This is a genomic window from Helicobacter sp. (assembly GCF_017502485.1).
Classification (GTDB): Bacteria; Campylobacterota; Campylobacteria; order Campylobacterales; family Helicobacteraceae; genus Helicobacter_B.
Map to the genome: position 1 here is coordinate 23,381 of NZ_JAFVUX010000031.1, position 22,022 is coordinate 45,402.

The 22,022-nt window shown below is 41.6% G+C and carries 30 protein-coding genes and 1 tRNA gene; 19 read left to right on the plus strand and 12 right to left on the minus strand.

From position 1 onward, the window contains the following. Window positions 1-6: 6 nt before the first annotated feature. From dxs to IKB69_RS06895, 6 genes are read right to left on the minus strand one after another with little or no spacing between them, the layout of a single operon-like run. Window positions 7-1,869 (minus strand): 1-deoxy-D-xylulose-5-phosphate synthase, encoded by a 1,863-nt coding sequence (gene dxs / locus IKB69_RS06870; RefSeq protein WP_290947727.1) that lies wholly within the window; start codon window positions 1,867-1,869, stop codon window positions 7-9. Window positions 1,870-1,879: 10 nt separating this feature from the next. After that, window positions 1,880-2,671, minus strand: a complete 792-nt coding sequence (fliH, locus tag IKB69_RS06875; RefSeq protein WP_290947729.1) for a flagellar assembly protein FliH — start codon at window positions 2,669-2,671, stop codon at window positions 1,880-1,882. After that, entirely contained in the window at window positions 2,664-3,698 is a 1,035-nt protein-coding gene (fliG, locus tag IKB69_RS06880; RefSeq protein WP_290947731.1) for a flagellar motor switch protein FliG, read from the minus strand. Before fliG ends, fliH begins: the two co-directional genes overlap by 8 nt. 8 nt (window positions 3,699-3,706) lie before the next feature. Next, entirely contained in the window at window positions 3,707-5,395 is a 1,689-nt protein-coding gene (gene fliF, locus IKB69_RS06885) for a flagellar basal-body MS-ring/collar protein FliF (RefSeq protein WP_290947733.1), read from the minus strand. A 28-nt stretch (window positions 5,396-5,423) separates the two neighbouring features. Then, window positions 5,424-6,542, minus strand: a complete 1,119-nt coding sequence (gene hisC / locus IKB69_RS06890; protein WP_290947735.1) for a histidinol-phosphate transaminase — start codon at window positions 6,540-6,542, stop codon at window positions 5,424-5,426. Between the two features lie 27 nt (window positions 6,543-6,569). Continuing rightward, a complete protein-coding gene (locus tag IKB69_RS06895; RefSeq protein ID WP_290947737.1) occupies window positions 6,570-7,361 on the minus strand; it encodes a hypothetical protein in 792 nt (263 codons plus the stop codon). A gap of 252 nt (window positions 7,362-7,613) precedes the next feature. Here IKB69_RS06895 and IKB69_RS06900 point away from each other — a divergent pair, with 252 nt between their 5' ends. The 12 genes from IKB69_RS06900 to IKB69_RS06955 are packed head-to-tail and all read left to right on the plus strand — an operon-like array spanning window position 7,614 to window position 16,178. Continuing rightward, window positions 7,614-7,862 carry a hypothetical protein gene (locus IKB69_RS06900; protein ID WP_290947739.1) on the plus strand — a complete coding sequence of 83 codons (249 nt, stop codon included), beginning with the start codon at window positions 7,614-7,616 and terminating at the stop codon, window positions 7,860-7,862. 44 nt (window positions 7,863-7,906) lie between these two features. Continuing rightward, entirely contained in the window at window positions 7,907-8,449 is a 543-nt protein-coding gene (gene pgsA / locus IKB69_RS06905) for a CDP-diacylglycerol--glycerol-3-phosphate 3-phosphatidyltransferase (RefSeq protein ID WP_290947808.1), read from the plus strand. Then, window positions 8,449-9,543 carry an RIP metalloprotease RseP gene (rseP, locus tag IKB69_RS06910; RefSeq protein ID WP_290947741.1) on the plus strand — a complete coding sequence of 365 codons (1,095 nt, stop codon included), beginning with the start codon at window positions 8,449-8,451 and terminating at the stop codon, window positions 9,541-9,543. Before pgsA ends, rseP begins: the two co-directional genes overlap by 1 nt. Continuing rightward, the gene (gene xseA, locus IKB69_RS06915) at window positions 9,540-10,820 is read left to right on the plus strand and encodes an exodeoxyribonuclease VII large subunit (RefSeq protein ID WP_290947743.1); all 1,281 of its coding nucleotides are present in this window, start codon (window positions 9,540-9,542) and stop codon (window positions 10,818-10,820) included. The genes rseP and xseA overlap by 4 nt, the downstream gene beginning before the upstream one ends. A 10-nt stretch (window positions 10,821-10,830) precedes the next feature. After that, the gene (truB, locus tag IKB69_RS06920) at window positions 10,831-11,697 is read left to right on the plus strand and encodes a tRNA pseudouridine(55) synthase TruB (RefSeq protein ID WP_290947745.1); all 867 of its coding nucleotides are present in this window, start codon (window positions 10,831-10,833) and stop codon (window positions 11,695-11,697) included. Then, the gene (locus IKB69_RS06925; RefSeq protein WP_290947747.1) at window positions 11,681-11,911 is read left to right on the plus strand and encodes a carbon storage regulator; all 231 of its coding nucleotides are present in this window, start codon (window positions 11,681-11,683) and stop codon (window positions 11,909-11,911) included. The genes truB and IKB69_RS06925 overlap by 17 nt, the downstream gene beginning before the upstream one ends. Beyond that, a complete protein-coding gene (locus tag IKB69_RS06930; protein ID WP_290947749.1) occupies window positions 11,911-12,795 on the plus strand; it encodes a 4-(cytidine 5'-diphospho)-2-C-methyl-D-erythritol kinase in 885 nt (294 codons plus the stop codon). The genes IKB69_RS06925 and IKB69_RS06930 overlap by 1 nt, the downstream gene beginning before the upstream one ends. Beyond that, window positions 12,792-13,253: an SsrA-binding protein SmpB gene (gene smpB / locus IKB69_RS06935; RefSeq protein ID WP_290947751.1), complete on the plus strand. Its 462-nt coding sequence runs from the start codon at window positions 12,792-12,794 to the stop codon at window positions 13,251-13,253. Before IKB69_RS06930 ends, smpB begins: the two co-directional genes overlap by 4 nt. A 23-nt stretch (window positions 13,254-13,276) precedes the next feature. Next, window positions 13,277-13,729 carry a TonB-system energizer ExbB gene (exbB, locus tag IKB69_RS06940; RefSeq protein WP_290947753.1) on the plus strand — a complete coding sequence of 151 codons (453 nt, stop codon included), beginning with the start codon at window positions 13,277-13,279 and terminating at the stop codon, window positions 13,727-13,729. A gap of 29 nt (window positions 13,730-13,758) precedes the next feature. Beyond that, entirely contained in the window at window positions 13,759-14,562 is an 804-nt protein-coding gene (locus tag IKB69_RS06945) for a sulfite exporter TauE/SafE family protein (protein WP_290947755.1), read from the plus strand. Between the two features lie 27 nt (window positions 14,563-14,589). Continuing rightward, window positions 14,590-15,342 carry an ABC transporter ATP-binding protein gene (locus tag IKB69_RS06950; protein WP_290947757.1) on the plus strand — a complete coding sequence of 251 codons (753 nt, stop codon included), beginning with the start codon at window positions 14,590-14,592 and terminating at the stop codon, window positions 15,340-15,342. Continuing rightward, window positions 15,339-16,178: a hypothetical protein gene (locus IKB69_RS06955; RefSeq protein WP_290947758.1), complete on the plus strand. Its 840-nt coding sequence runs from the start codon at window positions 15,339-15,341 to the stop codon at window positions 16,176-16,178. Before IKB69_RS06950 ends, IKB69_RS06955 begins: the two co-directional genes overlap by 4 nt. 55 nt (window positions 16,179-16,233) lie before the next feature. On the opposite strand, the gene IKB69_RS06960 is transcribed toward IKB69_RS06955, so the two are convergent. Then, window positions 16,234-16,311 (minus strand) — tRNA-Met (locus IKB69_RS06960). Between the two features lie 640 nt (window positions 16,312-16,951). After that, a complete protein-coding gene (locus IKB69_RS06965) occupies window positions 16,952-17,524 on the minus strand; it encodes a Crp/Fnr family transcriptional regulator (protein WP_290947759.1) in 573 nt (190 codons plus the stop codon). A 106-nt stretch (window positions 17,525-17,630) separates the two neighbouring features. On the opposite strand from IKB69_RS06965, the gene IKB69_RS06970 reads away from it, so the two are divergent. The 3 genes from IKB69_RS06970 to IKB69_RS06980 all read left to right on the plus strand — a co-directional run bounded on the left by IKB69_RS06970 (window position 17,631) and on the right by IKB69_RS06980 (window position 19,447). Then, complete coding sequence (locus IKB69_RS06970; RefSeq protein ID WP_290947760.1) at window positions 17,631-18,068, plus strand: copper resistance protein CopD; 438 nt, start codon at window positions 17,631-17,633, stop codon at window positions 18,066-18,068. A gap of 25 nt (window positions 18,069-18,093) precedes the next feature. Continuing rightward, window positions 18,094-18,498: a group III truncated hemoglobin gene (locus IKB69_RS06975; RefSeq protein WP_290947761.1), complete on the plus strand. Its 405-nt coding sequence runs from the start codon at window positions 18,094-18,096 to the stop codon at window positions 18,496-18,498. 67 nt (window positions 18,499-18,565) lie between these two features. After that, window positions 18,566-19,447, plus strand: a complete 882-nt coding sequence (locus IKB69_RS06980) for an alpha/beta hydrolase-fold protein (RefSeq protein ID WP_290947762.1) — start codon at window positions 18,566-18,568, stop codon at window positions 19,445-19,447. On the opposite strand, the gene IKB69_RS06985 is transcribed toward IKB69_RS06980, so the two are convergent. The 4 genes from IKB69_RS06985 to IKB69_RS07000 all read right to left on the minus strand — a co-directional run bounded on the left by IKB69_RS06985 (window position 19,444) and on the right by IKB69_RS07000 (window position 20,604). Then, a complete protein-coding gene (locus IKB69_RS06985) occupies window positions 19,444-19,593 on the minus strand; it encodes a hypothetical protein (protein WP_290947763.1) in 150 nt (49 codons plus the stop codon). The genes IKB69_RS06980 and IKB69_RS06985 overlap by 4 nt on opposite strands. After that, the gene (locus IKB69_RS06990) at window positions 19,590-19,970 is read right to left on the minus strand and encodes a YiiX/YebB-like N1pC/P60 family cysteine hydrolase (RefSeq protein WP_363240375.1); all 381 of its coding nucleotides are present in this window, start codon (window positions 19,968-19,970) and stop codon (window positions 19,590-19,592) included. Before IKB69_RS06990 ends, IKB69_RS06985 begins: the two co-directional genes overlap by 4 nt. A gap of 118 nt (window positions 19,971-20,088) precedes the next feature. After that, complete coding sequence (locus IKB69_RS06995; RefSeq protein WP_290947764.1) at window positions 20,089-20,301, minus strand: hypothetical protein; 213 nt, start codon at window positions 20,299-20,301, stop codon at window positions 20,089-20,091. Window positions 20,302-20,469: 168 nt separating this feature from the next. Further along, on the minus strand, window positions 20,470-20,604 hold the full coding sequence (locus tag IKB69_RS07000; protein WP_290947765.1) for a hypothetical protein: 135 nt from the start codon (window positions 20,602-20,604) through the stop codon (window positions 20,470-20,472). Between the two features lie 69 nt (window positions 20,605-20,673). Here IKB69_RS07000 and IKB69_RS07005 point away from each other — a divergent pair, with 69 nt between their 5' ends. From IKB69_RS07005 to IKB69_RS07020, 4 genes are all read left to right on the plus strand, one after another. Further along, window positions 20,674-20,811, plus strand: a complete 138-nt coding sequence (locus tag IKB69_RS07005) for a hypothetical protein (protein WP_290947766.1) — start codon at window positions 20,674-20,676, stop codon at window positions 20,809-20,811. A 414-nt stretch (window positions 20,812-21,225) separates the two neighbouring features. Further along, complete coding sequence (locus IKB69_RS07010; RefSeq protein WP_290947767.1) at window positions 21,226-21,348, plus strand: hypothetical protein; 123 nt, start codon at window positions 21,226-21,228, stop codon at window positions 21,346-21,348. 107 nt (window positions 21,349-21,455) lie between these two features. After that, window positions 21,456-21,719: a hypothetical protein gene (locus IKB69_RS07015; RefSeq protein WP_290947768.1), complete on the plus strand. Its 264-nt coding sequence runs from the start codon at window positions 21,456-21,458 to the stop codon at window positions 21,717-21,719. 5 nt (window positions 21,720-21,724) lie between these two features. After that, on the plus strand, window positions 21,725-22,021 hold the full coding sequence (locus tag IKB69_RS07020) for a hypothetical protein (protein WP_290947769.1): 297 nt from the start codon (window positions 21,725-21,727) through the stop codon (window positions 22,019-22,021). Window position 22,022 lies beyond the last annotated feature (1 nt).

The window sequence follows — 22,022 nt, forward strand, 5'->3', positions numbered from 1 at the left end:
TTTTACCTATGGAGTGATTTTATGATACTCAAGCTTTGCAAGTACGCGTGCTATAAGTGCTTCTGGGCTAAGATGAAGCAAACTTTCTATGCTCTTTGTATCGCCGTGCGGAACAAAAGTAGATTCTAGCTCAAGGCTATATAGTGGCATTAGCACACTGCGCGCACTTGCATACTCTAGTATCGCTCCACCCACGCCACCATCTATATAACTATCGCTAAAAACAAAAGCGATTTTGTGCATACACAAAATCGCTTTCAACTCTTCTGGTAGTGGCTTGCAAAAACGCAGGTCGATAAGACTAGGTCTAAATCCTAGCGAGCATAATGCGTGATAGACCTGATCTGCTCGCCCCACTCCATTACCATAGCCAATGAGCACAATTTGCTCACCTTGGCGTAAAATCTCTAACTCACCCAGCATAAACTCCCTTGCATCATAACTACCTTCTTCTAGGCAAAAAGCATTGCGTGGATAGCGGTAAGCACAAGGTGCGCTAGAAAATTTATAAGCAAACTCTATGGCATATTTAAGCGTAGCATTATCACGCGGAGCAAAAAGCACAAACCCCGGAATCATACGCAAATATGCAATATCAAAAAGCCCTTGATGAGTCTCGCCATCTTCTCCTACAATTCCAGCCCTATCAATACTAAAGCGCACTGGTACGCTCATAATCCCCACATCGTGGATAATTTGATCAAAAGCGCGCTGTAAAAATGTCGAGTAAATGCTCACGAATGGGATAAAACCCTCTTTTGCCATTGCTGCCATAGAAGTTACGCTATGCTGCTCAGCAATACCCACATCCCAGAATCTATGCGGATAGGTGTCAATTAGCTCGCCAAGCCCAGTACCTCCGGGCATAGCTGCTGTAATACCCACGACTCTTTCATCAATGCTAGCAAGATGAGCCAATGTGTTTGCATATACCTGCGTGGGAGTGGGTTTTGGACTAGGCTTTTTGAGTGCTTGCCCCGTTTGGAGATCAAATGCCCCAACTCCGTGCCACTTCTCATATGGACCCTCGGCAATCTCATAACCCTTACCTTTAATTGTTTGCGTATGCACAATCACTGGTCGCCCCAAATCTTGCGCACGCTTAAAACAAAAGATCAAATCACTAAGATTATGTCCATCAATTGGACCTATGTAGTCAATCCCCATTTCTTCAAACAAAATTCCGGGTGTGATAAGTTTTAGCGACTCTTCAAAGCGTTTTGCTAGATAAGTCGCAGAATCTGGCATTTTATCTAGCCATTTTTTGGTGAAATTACGAAAAGATTGATACATCGGATGGGAGATAATTTGTGATAAATGCTTAGAAATTGCACCTATAGGCTTAGCAATGCTCATTTCATTATCATTCAAAATAATAAGCATAGGGTATTTCCTATCACCTAGCTCATTTAGTGCCTCATACACAAGCCCAGCGCTTATGCTTCCATCGCCAATAAGCACAATGGGCATTTCCCGATCATTGCGTAACGCCATCGCCTTTGCCGCGCCTACGCCTAGTGAGATAGAAGTAGAGCTATGCCCAGCCACAAAATAGTCTGCACTTGACTCGCTTGGCTTGCAGAATCCACTTATCCCACCAAACTTCCGCAAGCTTGCAAATTTATCATACCGCCCTGTAAGCAGTTTGTGCGCATAGGCTTGATGCGATACATCAAAGATAAATGGGGATTTTGCATAGTCAAATACATAATGCATAGCCACAATTAGCTCTACTGCACCAAGCGTAGAACTCAAATGCCCACCATTTTGGCTCACAACCTCCAAGATTCTAGCTCGAATACTAGCACATAAACTCTCCAGTTCAGCTAGCTCCATTTGCTTAAGCGGCTTAGGTGGAAAAACTACCATTAGATATACCTTAGTCTTTTAAATTATCCAAAACACTTTGCTTCAGAGTCTTATAGCGATTGGTAATGCTCCCATCAATGATTCCGCCACCATTTGCAATAATCACACCACCTTTTGTAATAGCATTATCCGCTTCTATCTTTAGCTTAGTATAGTCTTTTAAGGCATCTTGTAAGCCGTGGTAGTCAAGCGGATTGACACGGATTTGCACATCGGTGGCATCTGCAATTGAGCCTAGCAGTTCTTTTGCCAAAGCAGACGCCACAGCCGCACTATCCTTCTCTACTTCTTTTGCGATCACTTCTCGTGCAATATCCACAGCAATAGCACTTAACTCTTTCTCCAGCTCGCGTAAATGTGTTTCGGAATTTTGCATAGCTTTGCCAAGATTGATAGCAGATTCCACAAGGGCAGTGCGCTCCTTTTGCACATCAGTCTCTAGGGCTTGACGTGTTTTTTCCTCTCCTTCTTTCACACCATCTTTATAGGCATCATTGCGCGCAGTATTAACTCTCTCCTCCATTTCAAGCTGTTGCTTTTCAAACTGGATTTGTAGTTTTGCAAGCGAACCTGAGAGCTCATCAGTCTTTTGCAAAAGCTTTTCTATCAACTCTTTTTCTATACTGTCTTCCCCAATACTCTGTGCTGGTGGCAAGCTTGGATCTTGAGTAGATTCTGGCTGGGAGACTTTTGCCTTAGATTCTACTTCATCTGCCACAATAGGACGAAACTCATATTTGCTAATTCTATGCTTTTCAATATGATTTTTGGTGATGAGATTATCTTCTTCAAAACTACTCAACGACATCCTCCTCTTCGCCTACTTGGATAAGCCCCTGCTCTGAAAGTGTCTGCACCGCTTCTACGATCTTGCGCTGAGCAGCTTCGACATCGCGCATACGCACTGCGCCTAAGAACTGCATCTCTTCAATGAATTGCTCGCTTGCTCTTGTACTCATTTGATCAAGGAATTTTTGCTTCAAGTTGTCATTTGCCGCTTTTAGTGCCATTGTAAGGTCTTTTTTATCAGCAACCTTAAGAATCTCTCTAATAGCATTTTTATCGAGATTGACAATATCTTCAAAAGTAAACATCATCTCCTTAATTTCGTTTGCTAATTGCTCATCGATTTGCTCAATGTAAGAAAGCGTGGATTTAGCAGCCTTTTGCCCAAGTCGGTTAAACATCTCAGCAACCGCTCTTGGACCACCCACTTCGACTTTGTAGCTTGTGAGAGATTCTAACTTGTTTTCTAGCACAGTGGATACACGCTTGACTACATTTGGCGAAATATCACCTAGATTTGCCATACGGATAGCAATTTCTGCGCGCATATTATCATCGCTAAAATGCCCCAAGGTTTCTGCCGCACTGCTCGCGTCCATATGTGCGAGAATAAGTGCGATAGTTTGGGGATGCTCATTGACAATAAAATCTGCAAGCTGCTGTGGGCGGATTTTACTAAGATAGGCAAAGTTTTTGGCAGACTGCATAGTCTTTGCAAGCTTGTCCAAAACCCGCTTTGCCTCTTCTGGTCCAAGAGCTTTATTAAGTAACTCTCTAGCATAGTCAAGCCCACCGCTGTTAATATATTGATTAGATTGAAAAATCGCATAAAACTCTTCTAGCACCGCACCACCTATGGCTTTGTCCGTGCCTTTTAGCTGCATAATCTGCTTGGAAATCTCTGTAATCCCTTCAATATCAAGATTCTTAAAAATCTCACTTGTAAGCTCTTCGCCAACTTGGATTAGCAAGATGGCAATCTTTTCTGACATTGAGAGTTCATCATATTGTGCGCGCTGGCGTTGGTTTAATTGTAAGCTCATAGTGCCTCCTAGCTGGACTTCTCTACACCGATCTCATCGTGGATAAGTTTTTGAAACAACGAAGCGATTTCTTCTGGCTTTTCTTGAATGACTGCTTTAATTTTTTCTAGCAATACTTCATATTTCACCTCATCTTCACTAAATCCACCACCACTAATGCCAAGCTGCTCTTCTACACGCTTGCGTAGCTCACCAAAGTGCGAGCTAGTTTCATCATCATCATCATCAATTTCAAAGAGTGATTCAATCTTCTCATCTTCTGCATCTTGGACCTCAAGCATTCGCTCAGCAAATGGCGCAATGACTTTCTTATAAAAGATGAAGATAATAATAGCAATGATGACATATTTTAGCAGTGGGACATATTGCATCATAAAGCTTGTGGCTTTTTCTACAAAAGTCTTTGGCATTTTGATTGTCTCTGATTTTGAAAAATCCCAGTCCGAAACCGTTACAGAATCTCCACGCGACTCATCAAACCCTATAGCATTTTTGACAAGATTTTCAAGTTTAGTGATCTCTTCTGGAGTAAATGGTACATACTCCAGCACTTCTTGCCCATCATCTTTGGTGACAAGCCTATGCTCACCATTAACAAGCACTGAAGCAGTTAGGCGCAAAGGCTTGCCACTCGCAAATTTTGTTTTAATCGTCTCATTACCAATTTCATTATTGACAATAGACTCTGTCTCGCGCTCTTTTATCATTTGATTACTAGAATCTAGATTCTGCACAGCACCGACATTACTCTCCACGCCCGGAATCCCACCGATAGCTTTCTCTGGCGGTCCTTGCTTCTCTTTCTCATAGTCCTTAGTCGCCCTAGGAAGCACTTGAGAAGGATCAAAAGTCTGCTTGATGGATTCTTGCTGACTCCAATCATATTGGAGATTCACAATAGCTACAACCTTATTTGCCCCACCAGCACGAGGGGAAAGCAAGCGCACAATGTCATCCGCTTTTTTTTGCTCTTCTTTATGGACAAAAGCGTAGCGTTGTTTGAGTACTTCATTAATTCCAGCTAGCTCATTGTCCTCACCTAAAGGCATTCCATTACCATCGACAATCTTAACATTGTCGGGTGTAAGTCTTGGGATGGCTGCGGATACAAGATTTTTAATTCCTGTGATTTGGAATGATGAGAGTGTGCTACCCGGCTTTAGTTGCACCATAACAGCAGCAGTGGGCGGAATACTCGTTGAGACAAAGAGTGATTCTTTAGGATTGGCAATTTGCACATTTGCTTTAAAAATCGGTTCTAAAGCTTCTATCGTGCGCGTAAGCTCACCTTCAGTTGCGCGTAAGAATTTTACTTGTTGTGTGAAATCTGTCTCAGCAATATTGCTTGTATCAAATACTTCAAACCCTACTTTAGAAGTCTTAGGAATGCCTTGAGCTGCTAGGGCGATGCGCTCTTCTGCTACGCGCTCGTTGGGGATTTCTATAACACCGTGGCGAGAGATTTTGTAAGGGATTTGATTGTCTTTAAGATATTGTAAGACAAGCGCGCTATCGGACTCATTCATACCTTCAAATAGCACGCCATAAGAGCTCTGTACCTGCTTGTTTGAAAAAACAAGCAAAAATACAAAAAACCCTATAAGCACAACAATGGTCGCCGTGATAACGACCTTTTGCTTACCGGTGAGATTATTATAGATTTTTGTTATACGTTCAAAAAGCGTTTTGGTATCCACTACTTTGTATCCTTACAAAAAATTTCCATCATATCCACAACCGCATAATCTCTGCAAGAGCTAAAAGCACTCTTGTATTTTGCTCTTGTGTGCCAATAGTTATGCGAAAAGCGTTGATACCATAGGAAGCAAGATTGCGGATTATAATCCCTTGTCGCAAAAGTGTATCGCAAATCACCGAAGAATCGTATGGATTTTCTAGGACGAGGGTAATAAAATTTGTATAAGATGGAATATAGCTAATCCCCCTAGATTCTGCAAACTCCTCATATCGAAGCATTTGCGTGAAATTCTTTTCAAGCGTAGTGTGCACAAATTCCCTATCTTCAAGTGCCACACACGCAGCTGCAAGGCTTAATGTTGTAATATTAAATGGAGCGCGTAGCTTATACAAAGCTTGGATAATATTTTCTCGTGCGATTCCATAGCCCACGCGCATACCTCCAAGCCCATACACTTTAGAAAAAGTGCCAAGATAAACAGTGTTTGCAAAACAATTTATAAGATCACGCGGATCAATATGCTTACTAGAATCCTTATAAGAAGCAAACTCTTGATACGCACCATCAATGATCACGAGTGTTTCTCCACTGCTCTCTTGCTCTATATGGGCAAGCAGCTTATAGAGCTCTTTGGCATCTACACACTCTCCCAGAGGATTATTGGGTACACAAAAAAACACAACATCAGGCTTATACTGCTTAAATAGCTCATAGAATTCTGCAAGATTATGCTCCTTACTCGGTGTGCGTATCACTTGCGCACCAATATGCTTGGCATAAATCTCATACATCGCAAAAGTAATACCCGCCATAAGAATTTTGCTTGATTTATTTGCTTTAGCGTGGAGACAAAGCTCGATGATTTGATCACTCCCAGATCCTATGATACACTGCCCATATTTGATACCATAGTGTCGTTGCAAGAGTGAAATAAGCGCGTGCATAGAATCATCTGGATAGAATGATACTTTGTGAGCGTTATGCCTAATGCACTCTACAACATTGGGAGAAGCACCATAGGGATTCTCATTACTTGCTAACTTAATAATATCTCTTTCATCAAGCCCAAAAGTGCGCACCACTTCTTCAATAGGCTTGCCAGCCTGATAAGTAGCAATATGCGCTAGCTCTTCATTAAACCGCATAATAGCTCCGCTTTCTAACCTCTTGCATTAATCACACCTAATCGTAATGTGCGCTTCTAAGTGCAATGGAGCGGATTTCTCTAAAGGCACCTCAATATCGGTAGTTATAGGAAGAATCGTAGCAAAAAGATTAATGCCACTAAGCGATTCTCTACTAGCACCAAGTGCACGCGCAATTACATCATTTGAGCTATATGCACCCCTCTCACTACTTGCTAGCAGTAAGCAGCGTCTCTTTGTCTGCTCTGAGTAGAATACAACGCTTTGGTGCGCCTTTTCTAGTAAGCGCGCGCGTAGATTCTGCTTAGCATTCTCAATTTGTGCAAAATCTACGACAGGATACAAGCTTGATACCCCTGCGCGCAAGCCACCATTCTTTAGAGTAAGATAGTCAATTTCTTTTAACAAGGCTTTATACTCTTCTATGTCCTTTTCCGTGATAACGCAACTAATCTCTCCGACCATTGCTTCATCTTCTAATATTTTTGACTGCACCAAACACGCTCCACGCTCATATAATGGCGACTTGGCAACACGATCTGCAATCTCCTTAAGAACACGAGAAAATCTACTGACAAGATCTTGCTGTCGCTCTACATCGCTATATCCTATCTTATTGGGCATACTGATAATAACCTTGCTCTCATATTGCTCATAGGGAATTTGTATGGCTTCTACGGTATCCAATGTATAGTGGTGCGATCGCTCCCCTAGGTGCAGAATCTCCTTCATATCAATGATAAAATGCGAAAACAACGCGCCTCCAGCAAAGATAACAAGAGTCAACAAGCAGATCATTAAGTATTGTAACCAACGCATTTTTTTCTCCAAATATTTTTGGGCATTATACCATTTTAATGTGCCAAAACTATTGTAAATTTGGATTTTGCGCTTATATTGAGACAATTTCTGCCTGACACAAACTTGGGATAAAATATTTATAAAAAATGGCATTTTCTTGCTATAATCGCCTTTCGCTAATCATTCGCAGGCTGACATATTTTGTATAGATCGTGTGTCGTGGCTATCGCACTAATGCACAACAACACAAATAGAACTAAAGGAAATCCAATGGCGAAAAAACCCATCCCTGCCAAGGAACTAAAAAAAGTATTCCAAATGCTTCCAAATATCGATGAGAAGCAGATCAAAACACTTCGCCCCTATGTCTCCAAAAATGCTTACAAAAAGCTACGCAAACTCTCTGGCTTCATTGATCAGGGCATTATCAATGATCTAAAGAGAGAAACAAAATCCCTTATGCAAATCGCAGCAGATCTCACAAGCGACATAAGCTTTAGTGATCTTGTTGAGAAATAACCATCAATTAGCGCACTGTGGGTGTATTTGGGGATTAGCTTATGATAAAAAAACTCCCAAATGTCCTAACAATTGCACGCATATTTCTTGCGGTGTTCTTACTTTTTTTTCTCTTACACAGCGATCTCATCTTGCCTGATTGGGTGAATTCTAGCTGGATAAATTACTTTTCTTGCTTGATTTTTTGTCTCGCTTCTTTGACAGATTTTTTTGACGGCTATATTGCTAGGCACTGCAAGGTAGAATCCATCTTTGGCGAAGTCTTTGACCCCCTAGCAGATAAAATGCTTATCCTTAGTGCGTTTATCGCCTTGCTACTATTGGAGCGCGCGAATGCTTGGGCAGTGTTTATCATTTTGAGCAGAGAGTTTTTCATCACAGGATTGCGCGTGGTGGTAGCAAGCTCTGGTAAGTCCATTGCCGCTAGTTATCTTGGCAAATACAAAACAGGCTTCCAAATCGCTGCAATCGCATTTTTACTCGCGGACTTTTTTCCGGGTGGAAATATGCTTTTGTGGTTGGCAACTTTTATGACATTTTATTCTGGGGTGGATTACACCATAAAATACTACAAAAGTATGGATTAATGGGCATTTTCAGCGCGTTTTTGGCATTATGCTTCTTGGTATTTTTCCACGAGCTTGGGCACTTTTGCGCAGCGAGACTCTTTGGCGTGCGCGTAGAGGTCTTTAGTATAGGTTTTGGGAGAAAGCTCCTATGCAAGCGTATAGGCAATACAGAATATGCCTTATCTCTTATCCCGCTAGGTGGCTATGTCAAACTAAAAGGGCAGGATGACCTCAATCCAACCAGCCACGAAATCGCTAAAGATAGCTACAATACAAGACACCCTTTGGTAAAAATCACAATCCTATCTGCTGGCGTGGTCTTTAATATACTGCTAGCATTTTTACTCTATATTGCTATAGGAGTATCTGGGGTGAATATACTCCAGCCCGTAGTGGGTAGCGTGCAAGAGCAGAGCCCATCACAAAAAGCTGGAATTCTCCCTGATGATCGCATCATAAAGATAGATTCTACCTTTATCACTTCTTGGGAGCAGCTTAGTCAAATCATAGCTCAAGCCAAACCTAGTGACAGCTCCTTTACCCCCACATACACTCCACATACACTCCACATACAGCGTGGTGATGAGCTAAAGTCGCTTACCATCACACCAGAATCTAGCAACTATCAAAACATCTTCGGCGATACAATACAACGCCCTATGATTGGCATAGTTGCTAAGGGTGAAGTGGGGGTAGAACACTTAGGGCTAGTTGCTAGCATCAAGTTTGCTATTCAAGAAGTAGTGCGCGCAAGTCTCTTGATCTTTGAATCACTAAAGCGACTCATTTTAGGGCTTATCCCACTTGGTGAGCTAAGCGGAGTTATAGGAATTGTTGATGTGATGGCAGAAGTTGCCCCAAGTGGATTCTATGCATTTGCTATGGTTATGGCACTAATTTCTGTCAATCTTGCTGTAATCAATCTCTTGCCTATCCCAGCCCTTGATGGCGGGCAAATTGTCTTTGTATGCTATGAAGCATTGATGAAAAAGCGAATGAGTGATAAAGCGCTATACGCTCTCACTATGTTTGGGTGGACCGTGCTTCTAGGGCTTTTGGCACTAGGGGTTTATAATGATGTCTTGCGGATTGTTACAAGGACTATGCAGTGAGCGCACTAGGGCCACTAAGTGTAAGCGCGCTAAATGCGCAGATTAAATCCCTGCTTGAAGTAACATTTGTAGAAGTATTCTTTCAAGGTGAGGTCAGCAACTTTACCTTGCACAAAGCAAGTGGACACTTGTATTTTAGCCTTAAAGATTCTCAAAGCTCTATTCGCTGCGTGATGTTTAAGGGCAATGCCAAGTCTCTGCGCTTTTTCCCAGAAAATGGTATACAAGTCACCATAAAAGGTGCGCTTAGTGTCTATACACCTCGCGGGGAATACCAAGTCATCTGCCACTCTCTTATAGAAAGTGGCAACGGCTCTCTAAGTGCGCAGTATGAAGCCTTGAAAAAAAAGTTAGAATCTGAAGGCTACTTTGCAAACAAAAAACCCTTGCCTCTCTTCCCTAAAAAAATCGCCCTACTCACCTCCCTCTCTGGCGCAGCTTTGCAAGATATGAAGCAAATAGCTAGCGTACGCTGGAATCTTACAAAGCTTGTCGCTTTTGATACACTCACACAAGGGGCACAAGCGAGCAAGCATATCGCGCACAATATCGCCTATGTGGATAGTTTCTTTGGCACAAGCAATGCTTTTGACATCATTGTTATTGGTAGAGGTGGTGGGAGTATGGAAGATTTGTGGGGGTTTAATGAAGAGATTGTAGCAGAGGCGATTTTTAATGCGCGCACACCAATTGTCTCTGCTGTTGGACACGAAATAGACTTTGTCATTAGTGATTTTGTCGCCGATATGCGCGCACCTACACCCTCAGCTTGTATGGAGATGATCCTGCCAGATAAGAAAGAGTGGCTTTTGCGACTTGATGAAATCCGTGAGCAATACGACAAGTATGTGCTAGAATCCCTGGACAAAGCCCAAAGGTTCTGCGATCATCTCCTAGAGCTTTACCAACAAGTAAGCTATGAGCGCACCTTATCTTTCGCCAGTGAGCAAATAGAGCAGTTACGCGCATTGCTAGATTCTACTATGGAACAAGTTTGGAAGCAAAAGGCTACAGTGCTTAATGCACAAGCCTTGCAGTATAGGCAATTGCCACTTTTGCGCGAAAAAGAATATGCCCTACAATCCCTAGCCAAAGAATTACAAGCTCTTGATCCCAAACGCCTTGTGCGCGAGAATTTCGCCCAGATCCTACACAATGGCAAGCCAGCGACGCTTGCAAGCTTGCAACCCAATGCAGAAATAGAGCTATGTGATGGGCAGATCCTAGCACGCGCTAGAGTCCTAGACTTCCCACCCACACTAGAATCTAACCAATAATTTGACGACAATGAACGCACTTCTGCTTACCTATAAACCCGCTTTCATCTCAAGTAACGGCTTTTTGACACAGATTAAAAGAAATTACAACACTAGCAAAGCCGGATTCTCTGGGACGCTTGATCCATTTGCACAAGGCTCATTGCTCATTGCCACAGGAGCTTACACAAAGCTCTTGCCTTTTATCAAAACAGAACCCAAGGTCTATGAAGCCACTTTATGGCTAGGGGCAAAGTCCCTAAGTCTTGATACAGAAAACATCACCCACATAGATTCTACTCTACCGCTAGATTCTAGCTTTGTGCGCAAAGTGGTAGAGAGCTTTGTAGGAAAGATTACCTACACACCCCCAGCCTTTAGTGCCAAAAAGATCCAAGGTAAGCGCGCCTATGCAATGGCTAGATTAGGGCAGAGCATAGAGCTAGCCCCCACAACTATGCATAGCTATACCATAGAGTTTTTATGCTATGCGCATCCTTTCATCTCCTTTCGCGCCTGTGTAAGCAAGGGGTCTTACATTCGCTCTCTTGGAAGCCTAATCGCACAAAAGCTTGGGAGCTTTGGCACACTTAGTGCGCTAAAGCGTGTAAGCGAGGGGGATTTAGTCGCACAAAGGGGCAAAATCATAAAACTAGATCCACTAAAGACTCTCCCCTACCCCACCTTGCCCATAGATCCGCGCTATAAGGAGTGTTTTTACCACGGAAAAAAGCTCACGCAAAATGACTTAGATTCTAGCGTGCAAACTAGAGTCGATTTGGATAAAAATCCACGCTATATAGTGCAATTTGATGAATTTTTTTCTATAATACAGCTCTATCGAGATGGCAGTATCTCGTATCTTCTCAATAGGATAGATTATGCTCATACTCTCTAGAAAGCAAGATGAAAGTATCGTAATAGGCGATAATATCATCATAAAAGTCGTATCCATCGACAGGGGGAGTGTGAAGCTAGGCTTTGAAGCTCCGCCAAAGACTCTTATCCTACGCGCAGAGCTTAAAGAAGCCATCGCCAGTGAAAACAAAAAGGCTATAGGCGATTCCCCCAATGAAGCCTTGCTTAATTTGGGCAAACATATCAAACGCTAATGCTCTATAAGTCCTACCCTAAAGTCAATCTTTATCTCCACATTGTAGGCAAAACGCCCAATAATTATCATCTCCTGCACTCGCGTTTTGTGCGTGTAGTAGGGGATTTGTATGATGAAATTGCCATCACACACACCCCAAATGCCGCAAAAGATTGTGTACTAGGTAATTTTCCTTGCAAGATAGAGCACTCAAGTGTATATCTTGCCCTGCAAGCATTACGCAAAATTGATGGTGTGCGCTTTCCACCGGTGCGCATAGAAGTGCAAAAGCATATCCCTAGTGGCGCAGGACTAGGGGGAGGTAGCTCTAATGCTGGGGTTGTGTTAGCAGCACTAATTGCGCGATATGGGGCAGAGTTTAAGGGCAAAGCAAAGCAAATGTACGCATATTTTGCAAGCCCTAAAAATCCTAAATCCCCCCTGCCCACCACACTTAGCAACCTTGCCAAAAGTATCGGCGCAGATGTGGCGTTTTTTGTATCACAAGTAGATTGTGCGGAGGTTTCTGGCATTGGTGAGCATATTGAGCCTTGTGATTCTAGGCTTAATGACATTACGCGCTTTAGCATATACACACCTAAAATCGCTTGTGATACAGCTCAGGTCTACCGCCACTACACTGCTACAAGCACACCAAATCCTAATGCTAAGGACTTCACCGCTCTCAGTAACTCTGCCATCCTTGCTAGTGGCGCTGCTGAGAGCTTAAATGATCTCTTTCTCCCAGCTTGTGCCATCTACAAAGAGCTAGAATCTGTGGCTAAAGAACTTGGGGAGAGCTGGTTTTTCTCTGGGAGTGGAAGTAGCTTTTTTCGCATAGATTCCAGCACAAGCACACCTAACACACCAGAATCTACTCTCAGCACACAAGGCGCGCTATGAAACTTATCGCGCAAAATAAAAAAGCGTTATTTGATTATGAGATTATAGAAAAGTTAGAGTGTGGCATAGTCTTGCTAGGCTCTGAAGTCAAGTCTCTGCGCCTTAGCCGCTGTAATCTTAAAGACAGCTTCGCACGCTTTGTCAAGGGGGAGCTCTTTGTCTTTGGTATGCACATTTCTTTTCTCCAAAGCACCAACCCTCACTTCCGACCTGATGAGAAGCGCGCCAGGAAACTTCTGCTCCATAGATCTCAACTTGATAAGTGGTTGGGCAAAGTTTCCCAAAATGGACTCACTATCGTGCCATTATCCATTTACTTTAATGCGCACAATAAAGCCAAGCTCCAGCTAGCCCTTGCGCGTGGAAAACAGCTCCACGATAAGCGTGAAAGCATTAAGAAAAAGATACTTAATAAAGAAGCGCGCGCAAGCCTTAAAAACTATGGCAAAAGCTTGTAGAATCTAACTTACAAAGGTAGAAAATGAAAGAAATTATTGATTATTCTGTGTTGGGATTTTTAGGGTCGCTCTCGGTTTTGGTGATTGCCATTGGGATTGAGCGAGCGTGGTTTTATGCAACCGTGCGAGTTGATGATTATGTCGATAAGCGATTATTGGAGCTTGATTTACATAAGCGACTAACTCTCATAGCCACCATTGGCTCAAATGCCCCCTATGTCGGACTGCTTGGCACCGTAGCCGGGATTATGATCACTTTCATTGATATTGGCAACAGTGCGCAAATTGATACCCAAACTATAATGACAGGACTAGCCCTTGCACTAAAAGCTACAGCTATGGGGCTTATTGTAGCAATCCCTAGCATTGTGCTTTATAATCTCTTAGTGCGTAAAGCAGAGATTGTACTAACAAAGTGGGATATCTATCACAACCCCACTACAACAAGCAAAAGTGCTATGCGCATAGACACCTAGACCATAGAATCTAGCTATTAAGGAGAGTAATGCTCACATTGTTTGCATATTTGGATTGGTGGCAGACTCCAGGTTTTATCGCGCTTGGACTAGTATCTGGCGTGGCGGCGGGGTTTTTTGGCATAGGAGGTGGAGTCATCATCGTGCCTTGTATGCTACTTGCAGGCTTCCCTATCCAACATGCCATTGGCATTTCTATCGTGCAAATGATATTTGCTAGTGTCTTTGGCTCACTACTTAATTATAAAAAAGGCTTGCTTGATCTTAGAGAAGGGGTTTTTATAGGGGTTGGAGGTATCTTTGGTGCAAGTCTTAGCGGTGTAATACTACACTTTTGTAGTGAATTATTTCTTAGTCTAGCGTTTTTACTGCTTACAGTTATTTCTCTCTATCGATTTGCTACAAAATCTAAGGTTACTCAAAACCTAAGCCCCATTACAAATCTCTACAAAAAGCGTGCTATTTTAGTACTAGCAGGCGCGTTTACCGGGGTATTTGCTATCTCGCTTGGTATTGGTGGAGGACTACTGATCGCGCCCATTCTTGGCTACTACTTAGGCTATGACTCTAAGAAAGTCGTGCCACTCTCGCTATTTTTTGTTGTGTTTTCATCAGCGACTGGGAGTCTCTCACTCTATCAAATGGATATAGTCGATAGTAGGCTATTTAGTGCAGCTATGCTCATAGGACTTGCTTCGATCATAGGCGTAATCATTGGGATAAAGCTCATCGCAAAATCAAGTGCAAATACCCACAGAATCGCACTTTTATGGATCTATTGCTTTGCAATCGTTGTTACAAGCATAAAAATCTTTGAAAAAGCTCTGCTATAATCCACAAACCCCACAGAAAGGTGTCTTATGCTTGTTGAAATCTCTATGCTAAGCAAACAATACGATTCTACTCTAGCACTCAATAATCTCTCCTTAAATCTCCAAAGTGGCAGAGTCATTGGACTACTTGGTCCAAATGGCAGCGGGAAAACAACATTGATCAAAGTGCTTCTAGGGCTTTTACGCCAATATGAAGGCAGTGTAAAAATCCTTGGTGAGCCGCCTAGCGATAGGACAAAGGCACATGTCTCCTATCTCCCTGATAAAAACCATATCCCCTTACATTGGAGTATTGGTTATGCGTGTGGTTTTTTTGCAGATTTTTTTGATGACTTTAGCTTAGATAAAATCCGCACACTTCTTAAGCAGCTAGGACTTGATCAATCTAAAAAAGTCAAAACACTCTCCAAAGGCAATAGAGAAAAGCTCTCCCTAGCTCTTATGTTATCGCGCCAAGCCAAGCTCTATATCTTTGATGAGCCAATCGCTGGGGTCGATCCTGTGGCAAGAGACTTTGTCTTTAAACTTATTTTAGATAATTACAACAAAGATGCAAGCATACTCATCGCTACGCACTTAATCTATGATGTGGAAAAAATCCTTGATGAAGCCATATTTTTAGCAAATGGTAGTGTGCTAGCACATAGCAGTGTCGCTGCACTTACTGCCAATGTAGATGGCTTAGAAACTGCCTTTAAACAAGCTTTCGCCAAATCTGCCGCATTAGAATCCAACCGCCCAGATTCTAGCCTACTAGATTTTACAAAAGGTGCGCTATGAGACGACTTCTCCATTATGAATTAAAGGAGCATTACTTGCCACTTGTAGTGCTTGGTGCTGTATTTGCCCTATGTGTGTTTGGGTGTGTTGGGTTTAGTGAACTTGATATTGCTGCAGTTACCAGTCCTACTTTGCACAATCTCCTTGATGTGGCATTTGGGCTTTGCGTCATCGGGGCTTTTAGCGCGGTGTTTTTGCTTGTGGTTGCTCATATATTTCTTATAATTTCTACCTTCGGGAAGAGTCTCTTTGGAGACTATGGCTATTTGCTTTTTTGCCTGCCACTGGGGATTGATACAATCCTTTTAGCAAAGGTGCTTAGTTGCTTTATCTTAATTGGTGCTTCGGTATGTTTTTATGGCTTTATTGGTGTGCAAGCTTTGATTCTAGTCGCCGATTTCGATATTTTAACCATACTTGGACAAATCGGCATGCTTGTGCGAGAAATCTTTGCAACTTTCGGTGAGCGCAGTATATTTATCGTTCTTCTTAGTACTACTTATATCCTAGGTGAGATACTCACTTGGCTTATGTATATTCTGCTTACGCTAACTTTGCTTAATGTGTGGCACATTACAAGCTATCGCTTAGTGCTAGGGCTACTGCTGTTTTTGGGGATTTGCTTGTGCGGGAGTGTTATTAGCACGCTTCTTGGGTTACTTTTTGGCATATTTTTTCCTATCAATATCAACTCTCTTGCCATAATCACGCAAAGCAAAGTCGGTATAGATAGCTGGCTACTTTATGTGCAAAAACTTATTACATACTTACTACTAAGTGGTGTGAGCTATCTGCTAGCAAGGCATTGCATTATCAAAAAGATGGAACTAGAGTAAGTAAACCTAAATCAAGCTTAGAAAATAGAGGGAGTAAAAACCGGGTCTAGTACAGTGGTGTCAAGGGGGGGACTTGAACCCCCGACCTCCGGCTTATGAGACCAGCGCTCTAAACCAGCTGAGCTACCCTGACACAAAAGCGCGATTATACGCCAAAAGCCCTAAAAAGTCAAGCGCGTACGATGGCTCACTCATGCAAACCCAACCCACAATTCACCTGCCAAAGTGTGTAAGATTACTAAGTGATTGGGATACAACATATACTTTTAGATCTATGAAGGAGATTTTAGGGAATTGGGGGTGGTGGCTTTGTGGCACATAAAGCGCACAAAAGCTAGTAGGCTACAATAGCCAAACTGCTAAAACCTTAAACACTTTAGCACAATCTAGCACGGCTTTCAAATAACACGATTAAAACAATCGGTACAAATTATAATCGCAAAAGCACGCCATTTTTACATAATTTAACCCTATTTTTAAACTATTTGCTTCTCGCCCATTTTGTCAAATCAATCGACTGCCTCTTCACACCTTACTTTAATGTGTGTGGTGCGAGTAAAAGCGTGAAGTGGGCTATTTGGGATTTATAGCATTGTGATGTATGAATATCGCTATGGGGTGTTTAGGGATTGCAAAATCTTAAAGCTCTAACACAGAATCTTTGGCGAGGATTCTTAATGTATTTTTACATTTTATGTTTTTATAGAATCTAAAAGCCTAGATTCTATGTCTTTAGGCAAAAAGCCTTTTTATAGTTTTGCATAAAAAATAAACTAAAGCAGACTAATCTTGCCCTTGTGCGTGGTAAGTATGCCCTGTGTCTTTAGGGCTTTTAGGGTGCGTGATAGGGATTCTGGTGCGATATTTAGGGCTTGTGCAATATGGCGCTGGGTGAGTGTGTGAAGACTTGCTTTATTGTGTGAGAGATAACTTAGAACTTTTTCTTGCAGATTTTGGCTTTGCAGGGCAATGTGAGATTCTAGAATCTGAATTTTTTTGCATAATGAAGTGATGAAAAGTAGGCAAATCTCGCTATTTCCCAAACAATGCGTGTGGAAACTCTCATAACTTATAGTGATAATCTCACATATTGAGGCACATTCCGCACTTGCAGGATAAGGACTTTGCATAAAAAAGGGCATTTCAGCGATAAACTGCGGAGATGAAAGCGTATGCAGCGTGTGCTGCTCTTGTGAGATATGCTCTTTTGTTTTATAAAGCCGCACTTTGCCGCTAAGAAGCAAGTATAAATGCGTAGGCTTTAGCCCTTGTAGGAATAAAATCTCGCCATTTTGGTATGTGCATTTATTGCCAATTTGTACCATAATATCAAAAAGCTCTTGCATAAATAATCCTTAAAAATAGAGAATCTTAACATATATCAATGTTTTCTTGTGTGATTTTGTCTAGCATTGCACTGAGATTCTATTTATCATCAATAAAAGGAATAAAATGGAGACAATCTATCCATATATGCTTACGCTGCATTTGCTTTGTGCGATTATATTTTTAGGATTTATTTTCACTGATGTGGTGTTGCTTAGTCCGCTAAAAAAGGCACTTGGCGATGAACTAGCAGATAAAATCTTTAGCATTATCTCAAAGCGGGGCGTGAAAATAATGCCCCTTTGTCTGCTTTTGCTACTACTTAGTGGCGGAGTGATGATAAGCCACTATGTAGGCACAACACAAGGATTTTTTGACTCGCCCTTGCAGGTGCTATTGATGCTAAAAGTCGTGTTGGCATTGTGTATTGTATGTATGGTGATTGTGTCTTTATCGTGCAGGTTTTTGGGGCTAAAAAATCCATTGGCAAAGAGTATTCATAAGGTGGCTTTGGTGCTTGGGTTTTTCATTGTGGTGTTAGCAAAAATGGCATTTTATATGTGAAGTTAATTTTTTAAAAGGAGCAAGTATGCAAGAAAAATTTGATGTGATAAGTGAAGATTCTATTATTAGGCTTATGGATATTTTTTATAATAAGGTGCGTTTTGATAAGCGTGGGCTAGGCGATGTGTTTAATGCTAAAATTGGCACTGATGATATGGCGTGGGAGAAGCATAAGGCAAAGATTACGACATTTTGGCAAGGTATGCTTTTAAATAGTGGGGATTATAGCGGACACCCTTTGAAAGCTCATCTTGACCTACCCCCTTTTCCTAGAGAGCTTTTTGCTGTGTGGCTTGAGCTTTTTAAGCAGAGCTTAGAATCTGTGTATGTAAAAGAAGAGCATATTGCGATGATTATGGAAAGGGCAGAGATGATAGCTAAGCGATTTATGTTTATGCTCTATGAGAGTGGGTATATGGAGCGTGGATAGGATTGTGTATAGAATCTTATCTTTTATCATATTATTTTATATAAGTATGTGGGCAAAGCCTAGTGGAGTGATTGAGCCATTAAATACAGAAGTGGCAGAGCTTTTTGAAATTAAGACTTTTTGCGTGAGTGGTAATGGAAAGAAAAAAGCTAAAGAGTTTATGTCAAATTCTTTGTGTGGGGAAGTGGAGCAACTAGATTCTATAAAAGAACTTCAACATCGGTGGTTTCAAATCCACATTGCTCTGCCGAAAATAAAAAGCGATACACAAAGCGTATTTTATACTCTTGATGGAAATGCATTTTTTCCTATGATTCTCAATCTTGTAAGTGCTGATATTGATATGTATGATAAGCTTCCCCTTATTGTAGCTATTGGACACGATAGTCCTTTGGCATTTGATAGGGTGTTGCGAAGCTATGATTTTTTGTCTTCTGTGCCACGAGATTCTATTCTTACGCAAAGGGTTGATGAAACTGGTGGGGCAGATCAGTTTTTGGACTTTATAACAAGTCAGGTTTTGCCTTTTATAGCAGAACAATATGAGACTCCTAAGAAACAATTACTTTTTGGTCATTCTTTTGGGGGTGTGTTTGTTTTGAATACATTATTTAATCAAAAAGGTGGTTTTACTCATTATGCGAGTGCTTCTCCTTCATTATGGATTGATAAAGGACAACTTGTTAGGAATAATGTGAGAAATTCCACAGAATACTTGAATGTAAAATTGTTTTTAACATACGGAAGCTTAGAGAGACATACTCAAAAAACTACACAAACCAATCAAGTGTTTCAAGCTCAAGATTTGGATATTGATGAGATTGTGGAGATGTTAAGGATTCAAATTCCCAACGGGGTAAATTATCAAGAATTTGCTAATCAAACCCACGGTAGCTCAATTCCTTACGCATTAAAATGGAGTTTATACGAATTTATGAAACAAGATTAGGACTTATTTACCCGCATAAGTGCCTTGTCTCGTGCCATATCATTTGGGTTTGTGCCTAGCTCACCTTGCGGAATGGGCTTTTGCAATTTTTTAAAAAGTCCTTCCCAATATTGTGGCAAACTGCCATCGGGTGTGTAAAAATTCATAGGCTTTGCACTAAAATATACCACCCCTTTGTATCCAAAAACGCTTCATACACAAGCTCACTGCAATACATCGCACCATTATTTGCTGTGTAGCTAAAGTCATAAGGCTCTCCCAAGTGCTTTTCTGCGCGTTTGATGCTTGCTTGTATATCAACCTTTTTGGCGACTTTTGGAGTGAGACGCATAATATCAAAAAGCGGATTCTCTTTTAAGAATACTTCAAGCTTTTTGCGAATTACACCTTGCTTTGGCTCTGCTTCTAGCACAGAATCTAAGTGCAAATCAAAGATTCCTATATGCGTATAGCTTACCTTGTCTTTTTGTGTAGCTTGGCTAATGGCTTTATCAAACGCAGATTGCGAAGTTTTGACAAAGATTAAATCCCCGTGCTGTAAGCCTAGCTTTTTTTGCTAAGAGAGAAGTGGGCAGGGCTACTCTCACTCACATTAGAGTTTGCAAGGGCTTCTTGTGCGGCTTGTTTACCACTTTGCTTAATTATCTCTTTAGAGATTTTGCATACTCTAGCAAGCTTTGGTAGTCGACTTCTTGCACTACTTCGCGCGCTTGCTGCTTGGCTTGTGTGCTTAGAAATTCTGGCAAGCTTTGCCCTAGGCTAGAGTCTAGCTCTGCTTTATAGCTTGATTCAAACTCGCTCCTAAGCTTTGCTGTCTCTCTTGCTAGGGCTTTTTTGTGATAATGGATCGCCACGCGGACAATAACGCTTGCGATGACGAGCTAGACTTGCTTGTGACATTTATCGCTAAAAAGTTTTAGCTCCCTAGGCTTTATACTTGCCCACTTCTTATGATGCAAGTTTCACATATCCTTATCTCAGGCTAGTTGGCTAGAGTTATAGATTCTATTTGAAAATGCATATCACATAAATCTCAGGATAAAAGAGATTTTGACCTGCACGCGCTTATCAATCCTGATGTCATCATCAGCTATAATCCCCAAGCCCACACGCAGAATCTCAAACAAAGCAGCAAAGTAGAAGACTTCATCAATCAATGTGTGAATGCGGATTTTGCGAAAAGGTTTGCCCTAGCAGAGATCTGACACTCACGCCTAGGCAGAGAAATGGCAGTGCGGAAGGAAATCGCAAGGTTAGAAGATTTACTTAATGGAGCAAATTCTAAGGGCGTTATAGAATCTAGTGTGGGGACACGAAATGAAGTAATCACTGATTTTAGCCAGAGAGACAACGCACAGATATGAGAAGAGTTAAAAAAGGTTATAAATACTTTGGTATCGAAACTTGCGCCGCCTGCTCTATGTGCTCCATCTCCTGCCTCCTAGAAATTGATAGTAGCAAAATCGCCCAAAACTCAACCCCAGTGCAAATGGCGCGTTTTCACGCTTCGTAGCAAGCATTTTAGCTCTAATATTTTGGGTAAAATACACTAAGTGTTTTTAATAAAAAGATGAGCTTCCTGCCTCATATCCAACGCTCACTGCCTAGGGCAAATACCTAGGCTAGAATCTACAGATTCTAAAACAGAATTTCAAATGGCAGTCATATGCTTTAGAGCACTTGTTCAAGCGTGTCTTTGCTCCGCAATCAAGCTTAAAAGACAAAAGAGCTTTGCAAGAAGTATTTGAATCCTTATGTGAAAAGCTAGTGTAAGCGTGGTGTATCCTCAAAATCTTAACAATCTCTGCCGTAGCAAGGCACATAAAAACTATCCACAAAGTGTGGAAGCCAAATACAAAGAGGTGCATAAGGCACTAGATTCTAGTGCGAGAAAGCTTTAAGGTAAGGGAAGGGTAGAACAAATCCACATCGTATGCGACCATAGTGTGTATAGCTACGAGCTAAAAAATACACACAAGAGCTAGATTCTACTCTAACCATTTTAGATATGCCTAAATATACAGAATCCGTGCTTTTGCCGCGGCTACACATCACGCCTTTAGATGAAGATATTGCACTTTATGCGATACGTTCTACTCGCAGAGACGAGCAAGATAAATCTCTAGAATTTATTGCCAAAACCTGCACGAGTGGCGAAGTCATTATGCATCCTAAAGCACAGTGCTGCGACTTTGCGGGAAATAAGGGCTTTACTTGTGGAGAGTTTAAACGACTCAGTGTTGAGAGAGTTAGGCAAGTTTTACGCAGATAAGTAAAATGGGTTCAGCCTACGGACTAGAATCGCGGATTACTTCATCTCTCGGTGTTGATAGACCTTTAATCTTATCTGCTTTGCGAGATTTGCAAAACCACGATTCTGGCTCGACAATCTTAGAATCTCAAACAGGGGAGGGAATAGACTCTAGCTTAGAATCGCCAAACAGTAAAAGGCGAAGCAATAAAAGACTTCAACTAGGCTTTTATTGCTCTAGCACTTGTGAAATAAAGCTCAATGATAAGACAAATATCATTGAGCAAAATCCTATTTATCTTGTGGATAGGGCGAGCAAGTGAT

Coding starts and splice junctions, on each gene's coding strand:
- IKB69_RS06925 (WP_290947747.1), top strand. CDS start 11,681: ATGCTCATACTCTCTAGAAAGCAAGATGAAAGTATCGTAATAGGCGAT.
- IKB69_RS06945 (WP_290947755.1), top strand. CDS start 13,759: ATGCTCACATTGTTTGCATATTTGGATTGGTGGCAGACTCCAGGTTTT.
- IKB69_RS06900 (WP_290947739.1), top strand. CDS start 7,614: ATGGCGAAAAAACCCATCCCTGCCAAGGAACTAAAAAAAGTATTCCAA.
- IKB69_RS06895 (WP_290947737.1), bottom strand. CDS start 7,361: ATGCGTTGGTTACAATACTTAATGATCTGCTTGTTGACTCTTGTTATC.
- IKB69_RS06950 (WP_290947757.1), top strand. CDS start 14,590: ATGCTTGTTGAAATCTCTATGCTAAGCAAACAATACGATTCTACTCTA.
- fliG (WP_290947731.1), bottom strand. CDS start 3,698: ATGAGCTTACAATTAAACCAACGCCAGCGCGCACAATATGATGAACTC.
- rseP (WP_290947741.1), top strand. CDS start 8,449: ATGGGCATTTTCAGCGCGTTTTTGGCATTATGCTTCTTGGTATTTTTC.
- IKB69_RS06955 (WP_290947758.1), top strand. CDS start 15,339: ATGAGACGACTTCTCCATTATGAATTAAAGGAGCATTACTTGCCACTT.
- IKB69_RS06930 (WP_290947749.1), top strand. CDS start 11,911: ATGCTCTATAAGTCCTACCCTAAAGTCAATCTTTATCTCCACATTGTA.
- IKB69_RS07020 (WP_290947769.1), top strand. CDS start 21,725: ATGGGTTCAGCCTACGGACTAGAATCGCGGATTACTTCATCTCTCGGT.
- IKB69_RS06970 (WP_290947760.1), top strand. CDS start 17,631: ATGGAGACAATCTATCCATATATGCTTACGCTGCATTTGCTTTGTGCG.
- IKB69_RS06985 (WP_290947763.1), bottom strand. CDS start 19,593: ATGAATTTTTACACACCCGATGGCAGTTTGCCACAATATTGGGAAGGA.
- smpB (WP_290947751.1), top strand. CDS start 12,792: ATGAAACTTATCGCGCAAAATAAAAAAGCGTTATTTGATTATGAGATT.
- IKB69_RS06975 (WP_290947761.1), top strand. CDS start 18,094: ATGCAAGAAAAATTTGATGTGATAAGTGAAGATTCTATTATTAGGCTT.
- truB (WP_290947745.1), top strand. CDS start 10,831: ATGAACGCACTTCTGCTTACCTATAAACCCGCTTTCATCTCAAGTAAC.
- IKB69_RS07015 (WP_290947768.1), top strand. CDS start 21,456: ATGCCTAAATATACAGAATCCGTGCTTTTGCCGCGGCTACACATCACG.
- exbB (WP_290947753.1), top strand. CDS start 13,277: ATGAAAGAAATTATTGATTATTCTGTGTTGGGATTTTTAGGGTCGCTC.
- IKB69_RS07005 (WP_290947766.1), top strand. CDS start 20,674: ATGGCAGTGCGGAAGGAAATCGCAAGGTTAGAAGATTTACTTAATGGA.
- dxs (WP_290947727.1), bottom strand. CDS start 1,869: ATGGTAGTTTTTCCACCTAAGCCGCTTAAGCAAATGGAGCTAGCTGAA.
- hisC (WP_290947735.1), bottom strand. CDS start 6,542: ATGCGGTTTAATGAAGAGCTAGCGCATATTGCTACTTATCAGGCTGGC.
- IKB69_RS06965 (WP_290947759.1), bottom strand. CDS start 17,524: ATGCAAGAGCTTTTTGATATTATGGTACAAATTGGCAATAAATGCACA.